9 protein-coding genes are annotated in these 12,737 nt (G+C 52.4%); 1 reads left to right on the top strand and 8 read right to left on the bottom strand.

Annotated features, from left to right (window positions below; genetic code table 11):
- Window positions 1-32: 32 nt before the first annotated feature.
- The 5 genes from P2H89_RS10395 to P2H89_RS10375 form a co-directional block, all read right to left on the bottom strand.
- Window positions 33-1,859 carry a sodium:solute symporter family protein gene (locus tag P2H89_RS10395; RefSeq protein ID WP_275826660.1) on the bottom strand — a complete coding sequence of 609 codons (1,827 nt, stop codon included), beginning with the start codon at window positions 1,857-1,859 and terminating at the stop codon, window positions 33-35.
- On the bottom strand, window positions 1,856-2,989 hold the full coding sequence (locus tag P2H89_RS10390) for a glycosyl hydrolase (RefSeq protein ID WP_275826659.1): 1,134 nt from the start codon (window positions 2,987-2,989) through the stop codon (window positions 1,856-1,858). The genes P2H89_RS10395 and P2H89_RS10390 overlap by 4 nt, the downstream gene beginning before the upstream one ends.
- An 80-nt stretch (window positions 2,990-3,069) precedes the next feature.
- Window positions 3,070-4,089, bottom strand: a complete 1,020-nt coding sequence (locus P2H89_RS10385; RefSeq protein ID WP_275826658.1) for an IPT/TIG domain-containing protein — start codon at window positions 4,087-4,089, stop codon at window positions 3,070-3,072.
- 24 nt (window positions 4,090-4,113) lie between these two features.
- Window positions 4,114-5,697, bottom strand: a complete 1,584-nt coding sequence (locus P2H89_RS10380; RefSeq protein ID WP_275826657.1) for a RagB/SusD family nutrient uptake outer membrane protein — start codon at window positions 5,695-5,697, stop codon at window positions 4,114-4,116.
- A gap of 22 nt (window positions 5,698-5,719) precedes the next feature.
- Window positions 5,720-8,896: a TonB-dependent receptor gene (locus P2H89_RS10375; RefSeq protein ID WP_275826656.1), complete on the bottom strand. Its 3,177-nt coding sequence runs from the start codon at window positions 8,894-8,896 to the stop codon at window positions 5,720-5,722.
- Window positions 8,897-9,129: 233 nt separating this feature from the next.
- Here P2H89_RS10375 and P2H89_RS10370 point away from each other — a divergent pair, with 233 nt between their 5' ends.
- Window positions 9,130-10,020 carry an AraC family transcriptional regulator gene (locus P2H89_RS10370; RefSeq protein ID WP_275826655.1) on the top strand — a complete coding sequence of 297 codons (891 nt, stop codon included), beginning with the start codon at window positions 9,130-9,132 and terminating at the stop codon, window positions 10,018-10,020.
- Window positions 10,021-10,092: 72 nt separating this feature from the next.
- On the opposite strand, the gene P2H89_RS10365 is transcribed toward P2H89_RS10370, so the two are convergent.
- From P2H89_RS10365 to P2H89_RS10355, 3 genes are all read right to left on the bottom strand, one after another.
- Window positions 10,093-10,422, bottom strand: coding sequence for a hypothetical protein (locus P2H89_RS10365; RefSeq protein WP_275826654.1), 330 nt, complete (start codon window positions 10,420-10,422; stop codon window positions 10,093-10,095).
- Between the two features lie 153 nt (window positions 10,423-10,575).
- On the bottom strand, window positions 10,576-11,286 hold the full coding sequence (locus P2H89_RS10360; protein WP_275826653.1) for a response regulator transcription factor: 711 nt from the start codon (window positions 11,284-11,286) through the stop codon (window positions 10,576-10,578).
- Window positions 11,287-11,309: 23 nt separating this feature from the next.
- Window positions 11,310-12,737, bottom strand: coding sequence for a HAMP domain-containing sensor histidine kinase (locus P2H89_RS10355; RefSeq protein WP_275826652.1), 1,428 nt, complete (start codon window positions 12,735-12,737; stop codon window positions 11,310-11,312).

Raw genomic sequence — 12,737 nt, 5'->3', positions numbered from 1 at the left:
ATTGTCTTTTGTAAGGTCATGAATAGCGGTGGCTAGTCTTCCAGTTTATCCCACCAGGTTCTTTTCAGTATCAGTACGATCACTGACAATATCGCTACAGTGATCAGCAAGGGTAATTTCAACCACAGCACGATGAACATGGGCAGCAGTGTGAGGCAGCATTGTGCGATGATGCCGAGTGCTACATTGAACATGTCGAGCTTACATCGCTTATTGGGTACGAAGCCAGGATCGTCGGCTACCACTTGCGCATGCACGGGCTGCCAGAATCCCCAGGGTTTTACCGTACGGTAGAAGGTTTTCAGGATCGCCATATCGGTTGCCGGTGCGGTATAGGTGCCAATGATGCATCCAGCCAGTGATATCACGAACAGCCAGGGCCAGTAATAGAGGTCGAGGCCATCGACCACCCTGGGGAATATGAGGGCGGCTGCGATGCCGCTTGTCATGCCCCAGAAAAAGCCGTGGGCATTGAAGCGCCACCAATACCATTTGAGCATGTTGGCGGCAATGTATCCGCCATAAAGTCCGCCCACGATCCAGTTGAGCATGCTGTTCACGCTCTTTGTAAAGAATCCCAATACGATGCCGATGATCACCACCACGATACCTGCGGCGTAGTTCATCAGGATGACGCGTTTGTTGGGGGCGGCGGGATCGATGTATTTGAGGTAGATATCGTTCACGATATAAGCCTGTGCCGCATTGAGGGTGCCCGAGAAGGTGCCCATGAAGGCGCCGAGCAGGCCGGTCAACACGAGGCCGAGGATGCCGGCGGGTAAAAAGGCGTTGATGGTGGCTGGTAATACTTTCTCGAAATCGGTTCCTTTGGAGGTGTCGCCGAGGTCGAGCTGCTGGTAATAGAGGAGCGCCAGTACCGTGAGCCCGATGATCATGGAATACCGGATAGGCAATAAGATGATCGATACAAAGCCGCTCATTTTAGAGGCGTCGCGTGGTGAACGGGTCGACAGCACTTTCTGCATATCGTAATTGGGAGCAGGCCCAGCGAGGCTCGCCAGTACGCCTTTAAAGAGCATCATCATGAAGAAGATGCCGAAGAGGCCGTAGCCATCATCGGTGATCTTTTTGCCGGCGTCGGGTATGATGTGGCTCCAGTCGAGATCGAGCTTCCAGTTGAAGAAGGGGTTTTCCCAGCCGGCGGGCACGTTGAGTGTGTTGCCATGCAGGTGTACCATGGCGATGACGGCGATGGAAATACAAGCCACCGTCATGACGCAGTACTTGATCACATCGCCCAATACAATACTGTGCATACCTCCGAGTATGGAATAGAACATGGCAAAGAGCGTAAAGATGATGCCATAGAAATGGGGCACAAACTCTTTGGATACGGCAAAGGGCACATAATCCTGTATGAGGTGAAAAGGGATGAAGATCTCCACGAACTTGCCGAGGCCAATGAACCCATACGCCAGGAAGCCAAAGCAACTGAGCAGGGCAAATGCCACGGTGATGTTGTGCGATCCTCTTACGCCTTTGCCGCTGATGCCGAAGCGCGTGGCGAGCCATTCGGCGCCGGTGGTGGCGTTGGAGCGGCGCAGCCATTTGGAGAGGAACATCATCATGAACACCTGGTTGAAGACGGGCCATAGCCAGGGTATCCATACACTCTTCATGCCGTATACGAAGCAGAGGGCCACCATCCACATGGTGCCGCTGATATCGAACATGTCGGAGGCGTCGCTGAGGCCGAGCATGTACCAGGGAAGTTTTTTACCTCCCATGAGGTAGTTCTCTTTATTGGTACGGGCTTTTTTGCGCAGCGCCCAGCCGATGATCACCATGGTGGCCAGGTAGGCGACTATGATGCTGATGTCGAGCAGTGTCAGTTTCATAGGTCGCTGTACAGTTTTTTGGCTGCTACTTCCTTTTCAAACAGGGTTCGGTCCAGTTGGTAGAATTTGATGAAGTCGGCTTCGGATGTTTGTCCTTTATACGGTGCATAGTAGTGCATCTTCTTGTTCCATGCTGCATAGCCATGGTTTCGCCAAACGAGTACATACGATATTGGGTTGTCGCCAATGGCGTTGAGCAGGGTTTGCGTCCACCAATTGGCGTATGGGATGGCTTCGTAGCCTGTTTCGCTGAAGGCGGTTAGCTTGTTCTTTTCTTTGCCGAGTTCGGTGACCTGTTTTAACAACTGGTAGGTGTTCTTTTCGAACCAGTCATTCTTTTGCGGATCCTCGTACTGGTAGGCGTCGAAGCTCAATACATCGACCATTTCATCGCCGGGATATCGTTGCAGGAATTCTGCTTTGGTCTTGAAGTCGCCGCTGGTGTTGTAGACATACAAGAGGTTGTGTACTTTTTTCTCCTGCTGCAAATAGTAATAGGTGAAGCGCCAGAGAGTCTGGAACTCAAAGTCGGTGCAGGTGTTGCGGCACCACCAGAACCAGTTGCCGGTGAGCTCATGGTAGGGCCTGAAGAGCACGGGGATGAGTTCGCCCTTGCTGCCTTTGAGCGAGAGCAGGAAGCCGGCTATTTTATCGAGCCACTCTTTGTAGAGTATGTGACTATCGCCGCCGGGTAAAATGGATGCGACGGTGCCATGGGTAGTATCCCAGGCGCCCTTCTCTTTGCCGAGCGGACTGCGGGCATGCCAGCTGATGGTGATCACTCCTCCCCTTTCATATCCTTCGCGGATATACTGGCGCATCTTTTTGAAAGGGATGCCATCGAGGTTGTTGGGGCTGTTCACTTCCAGGCCGCCGAGGTCCCATCCATATACGGCGGGATAATCGCCGGTTACTTCCTTTATATCACTTTTCCCCTCGACGTACTTCCATCCTACTCCATAGGCGAGATCGTCCTGGTGGCCGAATAGGATGCCCTGGCCGGCCAGCTTTTTGAGGTTGCGGTAAAGGTTAACCGTTTCTGTAGTAGCCTGCGGATCGGCCGGATGATCCTGTGCCGGCGTTGCGAATGCCAGTAACAGCCCCAAGGTACCCGTGAACAACTGTTTCATAATGTGTATTTTTTTAAGTGATGCCATCTCCGCACTTGACCGGATTGAGATGGCATCTTGCCTACTGTGACGCTTGCGAATTACTTCACCAGCAGGATATTATCAAAATACAATGTTTTTGGGTCATCGTTGATCTGCATCACGAAGGTTTCCAGTTCGGCGACGCCGGCATTTTTGAAGATGCTGAGGTCGAACTTGTAGTAGGTCCAGACATTGGGTGGCACGGTTACGGTTTGGTCGTTGGTCCAGTTGAAGTTGAACTTGAATTTCTTTTCTACATCGGCTCCTTTGATCCAGAAGGTAACGAACTTATAAGGTGCCAGGTTGGCTTTTACTTTTGCGTGCAGCTGCATACCTCCCCAGGCGCCGCTGTAGGCTGCCTGCATGGAAGCGGTGCCGGTGATCTTATCGGCTGTAAAGGGCGCATTGGTGAGGCTCCAGGACCAGTCTTCCCAATCGGGGTGCAGGGCATCTTTAAATACTCCATATGCGGCATCCACATTCGTAAATACCTGCGTGGTGGTGCTGGTGCCCGATGTATTGGTGATGACGAGCTTGCAGGTGTTGACCGTTGCTGCGGGCATGGTGATCACCAGTTTCTTCTTTTCTTTCGATACGATGGTGGCTTCGGCGGTGGTGCCTTCGAGCAATACCTTGCTCACGCTCTCCAGGTTGCCGCCCGTGAGGGTGATGGTAGAGCCTGTCTGGAAGTCGACCGGGTATGCGGTGGATACCTTGGGTAAGGCGACCACGGAGAAGGGCACTTTAAAGGTTTTGCCATCTACGTTGGTGAAGGTGATGTCCTGGTCGCCGCCGTTGGCGGTATCGGGCACGCGAAAGATGACTGCGTTCTCGGTATTGAAATTGGGATTGAAGGGTGCGGGTACGCTTCCGTTGCCAAATACGATGGAGCGTATCTCGGCGAGGTCGGTGCCGGTGAGTGTGAGCACGGTGCCGCCCGATGCTTTGGTGGGATCGAGCTTATCGGCTTTGGGATTGGCGCGGCCGGCGTCCTTGCCTTTCTCGCAGGCGGTGAATACGATGGCGCATACGGCAGGCAGCAGTATGATCTTCGCTATATGTTTAATTAGTGGGTTCATTTGTCGATGGTTTTGCGATCGTGATTAATAATAAGCGATGGCTGGCTCTTTCAGTTTGGGGTTTTCGACTGTTTCTGCCTGTGGTACGGGCAGGAATAGCTGAGAGGCCGAACTGAGGATGACCTTGAGGCTGTTGATCGTTCCGTTGTCGTTGAGGGAACCGCGCTCCTGTTTGGAGATCATCTCTTTGGCTTTGTCGAACCCTTGTCGCTGGATATCGAACCAGTAATCGCCTTCGAAGGCAAATTCCACTTTGCGTTCATGCAGCAGCAGGTCTTTGGTGATGCTGGTGACCGGAGTGAGTTTGGCGCGTGTGTGCACGGCGTTGAAGGCTGCCAGGGCTGTGGCATCGGTAGAGGATCCATTGGCGCCCATGACGGCTTCGGCATAGATAAGCAGTACGTCGGCATAGCGGAGTATGTAGGTGCACATGCTGGTGTGCGGTCCGTTCACCGGCTCGGATTCGCGCTTGGGGCCTACGATGTACTTCTGCACATTGGAGCGTGTGGGTGTTTTGATCTTGAAGTCGGTCGTTTGTGCGGTGGTGGTATCGTACATGAATCCGGTGGGAAAGTTTTCATTGACCCAATCGGTGCGTGTGAAGCCATGTTCCATCACCGACCAATCGCGTCTTTTGTCGCCTGCTTCATACCCGGTGGCAGGATTCAGCATATCGAGTGAGGGCACGCAGGCGGAGTAACCGTCGGCCGTGGTGGGCTTGGGTTTCAGCAGCGGCTGCGGGCCGAGGTATTGCTGGTACGGGTTGCCGCCATTCCAGCTCATGGATGCCTGCCATTGCAGGGCAAACAGGGATTCTTTGTTGTTGTTGGCTTTGGAGGTGGTGAACATGTACTGGTAATCGTCCATGAGGCCGATGGTGCCGGAGGAGGTGGCGTAGTCGATCACCTCTTTGGCTTTTGCCTTGGCTTTGTCGTATTCTTTGCTGTACAGGTACAGTTTAGCGATCAACCCTTTGGCGGAGTATTTGGTTACGCGGCCTGGCTGATAGGATGCATCGGGCAGGTTGGCTTCGGCAAACTGGAGGTCTTCGAGTGCGAAGCGCAGTACATCTTTCTGGAAATAACGTGGCACTGCATATTTACCCGGTGCGGTGAGTGAGATGGGATCTTCCACGATGGGTGCATCGCCAAAGGCGCGGGCGATGTAGAAATAGGCGAATCCACGTATGAACCTGGCTTCGGCTATGCCTAATGTAAGGTAAGGTGCCTTGCCTACTTTATCGGCCTTTTGCTCGAAGGTATTGACGAGTACCGCGGCATTGCCGGCGGCTTTGTAGCATGATTTCCAGGTGGCGCCTACGAGTCCGTCGGTGCTTTGTACGTTGAAACTGTAGAAGGTCTTGTAGTTGTCATCACGCGTGTACAGTGTGCCGCCCATGACGTCGCCTACGTCGATGAAGGCTTTATCGAACCAATCGCCCCATACGGAATTGTACAGGATGCCGGTGGCGCCGTTCACTTCATCGGCGTTGTTGTAATAGTTGTCGAGCGTGGGACTGGTTTCGGACGGATGCTCGAGGAATGATTTTTTGCAGGAGCTGATGAGGCAGCCGGCTGCGAGTATCGATATGATGAGTTTAGATTTCATGGTAGTAATCTTTTTAAGGCAATTAGAATTCTATGTTGGCACCTACGGTGATCGTTCTGGGATTGGGATAGTGTCCGTCATCGATGTTCATGCGGGTGACGTTGTTGTTGAGTGAGCCCAGATCTGGATCGTAGCCAGAATAACCGGTGAAGGTGTAGAGGTTCTGTGCCGATACATAGACGCGTGCGCTGGACAGTTTTGCTTTGCCGATGAGGTTCTTCGGCAGGTTGTAGCCGATCGACAAGGTTTGTATGCGCAGGAAGGATCCATCTTCCACGAAGCGGTCGGATATGCGGAAGTTGTTGTTGTGCCAGGGGTTGTACCTCGGGATCGATGCCGTGGTATTGCTGGCTGTGTACCTGTTGAGCACATCCCGCGACTGGTTGTTCCAAGGGTTGGTGAGTGCTTCGGTATGGCGGCGTACGATGTTGTAGATCTTTCCGCCTACGCTGCTATAGATGAAAAGGTTCAGGTCGAAATTCTTATAGGTAACGGTGTTGCTCAAGCCAAGCGTAAACTTTGGGTTGGGGTTGCCTAAGAAGGTTACGTCCTTATCGTCGATCGCTTTGTTGCCATCGAGGTCTTTGTACATTACATCGCCGAGATAGTAGGTCTTCTGGCCTACGGGCAGTCCCCAGTTGGTGCCATTATTCAGTTGGTCCATGCTGGTGAAGAGGCCATTGGTCACGTATCCGTAGAAGGCGCCTACGGGCAGACCTTGTTTGGTAAGTGTTACCACTGGATCGTTGCCGGAGTAGTCGGTCTTTACGCGGCCGGTGATGGCGGCGTCGGGCGTATTGAGGTAATTAAGTACATTCTTATAGTGGCTGAAGGTGACGGTGGTGCGCCAGTTCAGGTTTTTGGTTTCGATGTTGTGCGTGGTGAGTGAGATATCGATGCCGGTGTTGGTCATCTGGCCGTCGTTGGCGATGGGTGTCCAGATATCGTTCCAGTTACTGGAGTTGGTTTGTTCGCCCAAGCCCGAGAAGTCGCCCAGCTGAGTGGCCAGCAACATGTCGCTGGTAACTTTCTTGTAATAGTCTACCGAGAGATCAACCCTTCTGTTGAAGAGCGATGCGTCGATACCGGCATTGTAGGTGATGATGGATTCCCAGCCGAGGTTGGGATTGCCAACGTTGCGGGGGATGCCGCCAGGTCCGAAGGGACCTTCTGTGATGAGGCGGATATTGGTGGTGTAGGAATTGGCCTGGATGTTTTGTCCGCCCACGGCGCCTGTGCCCACACGCAGCTTGAGGTAATTAAGCCATTTCACGTTTTGCAGGAAGGCTTCATTGCTGGCTGTCCATGCGATGGATGCTGCGGGGAAGTAACCGGCGCGGTTGTCTTCACCGAATGCCGAGGAGGCATCGCGGCGCAGTGATGCACTCAGTGCATATTTCTCATCGAAGGTATAGTTAAGACGGGCAAACCAGGATTCCATGCTCCACTCTCCTGCCCCTGCTCCTATTTGTTCGCCGGATCCATTACCGCCGGCTCCTGCTGCCAGTGATGGCAGGTTAAGCGTGAGGGCAGTGCGGTAGGCTTGTATATAATCCCATTTGGAGTATTGTGCTTCGTGACCACCGGTGGCGTTGACCTGGTGTTTGCCGAAGTTGCCATTGTAGGTAAGATAGCTCTTCAGCGCCCAGTAGTAGCTGTTGCCTCTTTCTTCGCGGAGGTGGCTGGGGCTGAGGATGATCTCGTTGGTGGTGGTGTTCTTGGTAAAGGGCTGGTAGGCCTTGCTGCTGTTGAGGCTGAAGTCGTAGTTGACTTCGTTGCGGAAGGTGAGGCCTTTCATGATGTTGAGATCGGCATAGAGGCTTCCGTAGGCTTTGGACTGGATGCTGCGCACGTCGCGGAGTTCGGCCAGGGCTACAGGGTTGCGGGAATTGCCGAATGTTTGTCCGCCGATGGAGGTTGTTGTTGCATAGTTGCCATCAAAGTCCTTCACCACCGCTGCGGGGCTATTGTATAAGACTACCGATGTAACGGCATCGAAGCCATCGGTGAGTGCGATCTTCTGGTTGCTGCGGCTGAGGTTGGCGCTAACGCCTGCGCGCAGCCAGGATTTCACCTGCTGGTCGAGGTTGAAGCGCAAGGAATATCTTTCGAAGTTGGACCCGATCACGATGCCGTCCTGTTTGAAATAGTTGCCGGAGAAATAGTAGTTGGTCTTGTTTTGACCGCCGGAGAACGACAACTGGTGATTTTGTACGAGGGCGGTGCGGAAGAGGGCATCCTGCCAATCGGTTCCGGCGCCGAGGAGTTCGGGGTTCTTGAATTCGCCGATGCTGTCCATGCCATCGCCGGCTGCCCTTACTTCATTGACGAGGGAGTTGCTGTACTGTGCAAACTCGCTGAGGTTCATGATGGGCAGTTTTTTGGGGATGGCCTGCCAACCGTAGTACATATCGTAATTGATCTTTCCTTCGCCGGCTTTACCACGTTTGGTATTGATGAGTACGACGCCGTTGGCGGCACGGGATCCATAGATGGCTTGTGCGGAGGCGTCTTTAAGGATATCTATAGAGGCGATGTCTGAGGGGTTGAGGGTGGCGAGCACGCTTTGGCCGGTTTGGCCCGAGCCGCCTCCCAGTACATTCTGTTCGAGGCTGCTCACGGTGCCACCCATGGGCACACCGTCGATCACGTATAGCGGATCGTTGCCGTTGACGGTGGTGATGCCGCGAACGCGCACGGATACGCCGCCGCCGGGCTGACCACCGTTACTCGATACCGTTACACCGGCTACCTTACCCTGGATGGCCTGGTCGGCCCCGGCCACGGGGATATTCTTGAGGTCGCGCTCGGATACGGAGGAGATGGCGGAGGTTACGTTGGCGCGTTTGGCGGTTCCGTAACCGATGACCACTACTTCATTGAGCTTGTTGTCGGTTACGGTGAGGGAAGCGAGGATGTTGGTCTTTCCTTCGACTGATATTTCCTGCGCCTGCATGCCTACGTAAGAGATGACCAGCCATTTAGTGTAGGGCGGTACGGAGATCTTAAACGCTCCGTTGTTGTCGGTGGTGGCGGTGGCTTTTCCACCTTTCACCTTGATGGTTGCATTGCCGAGGGGTGTGCCATGCTGGTCGGAGATGATACCGGTGATGGTCTTTTGCTGGGCAAATGTGAGGGAGATGGCGGATATGCACAATAGAAATGATAGCAGTATCCGGGGGAATACTTTATTTCTCATACAGCAAGATTGTTTGTTCAAATGTATCACTGTGGTTAAGCGACAACAAGTATTATTTTAACCAATTGTGGTGATTTTTAGAAGAATATTGCCTCCGATAGTGGGTCGATGTCTTACAAATTACTTGATGCCAGTATGTTGTGTCGTGCTTGGTGTTCTATCGAAATAGTGGTACTTTATTTACATTTCTTTGTATATATTTGATCATATTCTAATAATTATTCCATTGATCTATGAGCAAGGATGTGAAGAATACGATACTCCGGGAGATCACTCCCCTTACACAGAGTGATTGTTTCACGCTGTTCAGCCGGGTGAAGCAGGAGTTCGATTTTCCGCTTCATTGCCATGAGGAGTTTGAGTTGAACTTTATTCAGCATGCGAAGTATGCGCAACGGGTGATCGGTGATCATATCGAGGAGATCGATGATATAGAGTTGGTGTTGGTGGGTCCTAATCTGCAGCATGCCTGGTTTACGCACCGGTGCAAGGGCCAGGAGATCCGGGAGATCACCATCCAGTTTCACAAAGACCTGTTCGATGAACGTTTTCTGCGGCGTAACCAGTTGAGCTTTATCCGTACGATGTTCGAGAAATCGGTGCGGGGTATTTTGTTCTCGCGCGAAACGGCCATGCAGGTGGCTCCGCGGATTGTAGAGTTGAGCCGGAAGAATGGGTTTGATTCGGTGCTAGAGCTGATGTCCATTCTGCATGATCTATCTACTTCGCGCAATATGCGGATGCTGTCGGATGTGTCGTTCAATATTAGCGAGCCCTATAGTTACAATAGCCGGCGTATAGAGAAGACGTTTGAATACATGAACCAGAATTTCGACAAGCCGATCGGTTTGGGTGAAGTGGCGAAGCTGGCGAATATGTCGGAGGTGGCTTTCAGCCGCTTCTTCAAGCAACGCACGGGTAATACTTTTATAGATAGTCTCACAGAGATCCGACTGGGTCATGCTACGCGGCTGCTGATCGATACAACGCAGTCGGTGGCGGAGATCGCTTACCATTGCGGATTCAACAATATCTCCAATTTCAACCGCATCTTCCGCAAGAAGAAAAACTGCACGCCGCGGGAGTTTAGGGAGAGCTTTTCGGGGAGGAGGATCTTTATATAGAAAATCCCTGCGCCGGACGCAGGGACGTGGTGTTTGTAGAAGTAAACTTAGCTCAGTTTCTTTCTTTCGTGATCAGAGTTCGAATATCAATTGGTCGTCCCGGTTTTCGACGGGTATCTTGCGGATAAAGTTATCGTATCCTTCTTCATCATCGTGGCTACTGGCGGCTCCGTAGGTATCGATGGTATATCCCACCAGGCCGTCGTTGGCTTCTATTACATATAGTATCGATGAATCGTCGGGATTGGATTCGCCTTCGAAGCGGAAGGTGCGGATGATCCTGAGGTCTTCGGGTTGATAATTCTTTCCCCTACCGGCTGTGAAGCCCTCCGGTGTCCAGCGGAACTCATTGTCCTTCTTCTCGTGGCGTAATTTTTCCAACACTTGTAGCAGTGTTGTCATTTGTCCGGGTTTGATCATGGCGCTTTTTGAGTTGGTGATTCAAAAGCTATGCCCGATACCCGTACCGTGTCAGCGTGATCCGGGTGGACGATGCTTTGCGGAATATGTACACATCCGTCCACGGTTTGGGGAGGGAGAAAATAGCCTTATGCGTCATGTCCCTTCGCGGACGTTGAACACGAACCCCACCCCATACACGTTCGAGATGCTGATGTAAGCTGATTTGTTGAGGTGTTTTCTGAGGCGAGAGATGAATACGTCCAGGCTTCGGCCGAGGAAGTAATCATTTTCTCCCCATAGCCGGGTTAGTATTTCTTCCCGCTTTAAAATCCTGTTTTCGTTGTTGAAGAGGAACTCCAACAGTTCGGACTCCCTGGGCGTAAGCGTGATGGGCGGATAGCTGCCGATCAGCAGTTTCAGGGAGTCTTTATGGAACTGTACATCGCCGCGTGCGATGAGGCTGCGTTGCTGCGGCTGCTGATCGGTGTGCCCTGCATGGCGCCTGATGATATTGCGGATGCGCAATACGAGTTCATCGATATCGAAGGGCTTGGTGATGTAGTCATCGGCGCCGATCTTGAGACCATGCAGCCTGTCGGCCCGTTCATTCCTCGCCGTTAAAAAAAGGAAGGGCACCTGTGGATTGAGCTGCACGACCATTTCGGCCAGCTGAAACCCATCCATGCCGGGTAATGAGATATCGATGAGGAGGATGTCGTACTTCGTGGTATTGGCCTGGAACAGGGCCAGTGCTGCTTTACCGTCCTGACTCCAGTCGACGGTAAAATCCATGATCTCCAGGTATTGTTTCACTACATTGCCCAGGTCGGCCTCATCTTCTATTAACAGTAATCTGGTTTTCATTTGCCTTTTGTTTAATGTATGCTTCAAGCGAGCGGTATGGTGATGGTGATCATGGTGCCCGCTCCTTCCCTGCTCTCCACGTCTATTTTCCAGTGATGGGCTTCGACGGTTTGCTTTACGTAATACATGCCGAGGCCTAATCCTTTGGCTTCTCCATGCAAGGTAGATACTCCCCTGTAAAATTTATCGAAGAGGTGTTGCTGCGTTTCGTCGTTCATGCCGATGCCATTGTCGACTATACTCAGCAGGATGTTCTTTTTATCGTTGGTTGTGGTTACGGTAATCTCTTTGAACTCCTGCCGGTTGTATTTGATGGCGTTGTCGAGTATGTTCTGCAAGGCGGTGGTGAACCAGAACTGATCAAGATGAACGGCGTCGCGAGCGGCGTTCTTTTCGAGCGTGAGCTGTATGGGGGCGCCGGCCAGCTTAAGCCGGTAGTCGAGCAATATCTCCTCGAGCAAGTGGTGCAGGCCGAGTGGTTCTTTCTTTAGGTTGATCTGGTTCATGCTGGTGATGTCCAGCACCTGCGAGATGAGGGTCTTCAACCGGTTGGACTGCCTTTCTATCACTTCCGTGAGCGGCTGTACTGTTTCGCGGGTGACGGTCATCTTATCGTTCTGCAGTGTTCTGTTGGCAACGATGATGGCGGCGAGCGGCGTATGCAGTTCGTGCGTGATGCTGTTGATGAAGTCGGACTTCATCTCAGATAGTTTCTTTTGCCTTATCCAGTTGCGCAGGGTGATGAAGAACAACAACACGACTACCAATATGCTGAATACAGATAATGCAAAGGTGGGCATCATGCGATGCAGGATGGCCATTTTGCGGTTGCGGGTATCGACATAGAAACTATAGGCCACGCGGTAATTGCGGTCGTTGATGCCGCCTACGGATACGGTGACGATCTTGTTGTTCTCGTTGACATCGTCGAGGTCGCCGCCGAGCCAGAGGCCACCGGGGTGCTGCAGGCTGTCGTTGATGCCGGGATACTTTTTTTCTTTGTTGTAGATGGGGATATACTGCCTGTTGCCAAAGCTCACTTCCAGTACGTCGATGGCGAGTCCGTAGGTGAGATCGGTTTGAATGGCATATTTCTTTCTGATGAACTGCAGCAGGCTATCGAGGTTCTCGCCTTTGTGCAGGGCGCGGGCGGTGCTGTCGAGCAATTGCTGGGTGCGGATGCTGAAGACCTGGTCGCCTGCTTTGTGCCATTGCTCCATGTTCCCGAGGTTGCGGTACATGGCGGTGTCGAGGATCCTTGCGCCGCCGGGAAAGATGAGGTCGGTTTGTACGCTGAGGCTGTATTCTTTTTTAATAAGGTCTTTTTCCTGGAGGTAGAATTGTTTGTTCTTGAGCTCGTAGGTATTGTACACCAGGAAGAACTGTACGGCCGACAGTATGAGGAAGCTCACTATGGCTATGACCTTATGAATCGTGATGGTGTACTTCAT

It is taken from the genome of Paraflavitalea sp. CAU 1676 (assembly GCF_029223285.1).
Taxonomy (GTDB): domain Bacteria; phylum Bacteroidota; class Bacteroidia; order Chitinophagales; family Chitinophagaceae; genus Paraflavitalea.
This window is presented reverse-complemented; position numbering and strand designations above follow the sequence as displayed.

What these genes read in the sequence shown, in the direction of transcription:
- P2H89_RS10395 (WP_275826660.1), bottom strand. Translation starts at nt 1,859, where the DNA reads ATGAAACTGACACTGCTCGACATCAGCATCATAGTCGCCTACCTGGCC.
- P2H89_RS10390 (WP_275826659.1), bottom strand. Translation starts at nt 2,989, where the DNA reads ATGAAACAGTTGTTCACGGGTACCTTGGGGCTGTTACTGGCATTCGCA.
- P2H89_RS10385 (WP_275826658.1), bottom strand. Translation starts at nt 4,089, where the DNA reads ATGAACCCACTAATTAAACATATAGCGAAGATCATACTGCTGCCTGCC.
- P2H89_RS10380 (WP_275826657.1), bottom strand. Translation starts at nt 5,697, where the DNA reads ATGAAATCTAAACTCATCATATCGATACTCGCAGCCGGCTGCCTCATC.
- P2H89_RS10375 (WP_275826656.1), bottom strand. Translation starts at nt 8,896, where the DNA reads ATGAGAAATAAAGTATTCCCCCGGATACTGCTATCATTTCTATTGTGC.
- P2H89_RS10370 (WP_275826655.1), top strand. Translation starts at nt 9,130, where the DNA reads ATGAGCAAGGATGTGAAGAATACGATACTCCGGGAGATCACTCCCCTT.
- P2H89_RS10365 (WP_275826654.1), bottom strand. Translation starts at nt 10,422, where the DNA reads ATGACAACACTGCTACAAGTGTTGGAAAAATTACGCCACGAGAAGAAG.
- P2H89_RS10360 (WP_275826653.1), bottom strand. Translation starts at nt 11,286, where the DNA reads ATGAAAACCAGATTACTGTTAATAGAAGATGAGGCCGACCTGGGCAAT.
- P2H89_RS10355 (WP_275826652.1), bottom strand. Translation starts at nt 12,737, where the DNA reads ATGAAGTACACCATCACGATTCATAAGGTCATAGCCATAGTGAGCTTC.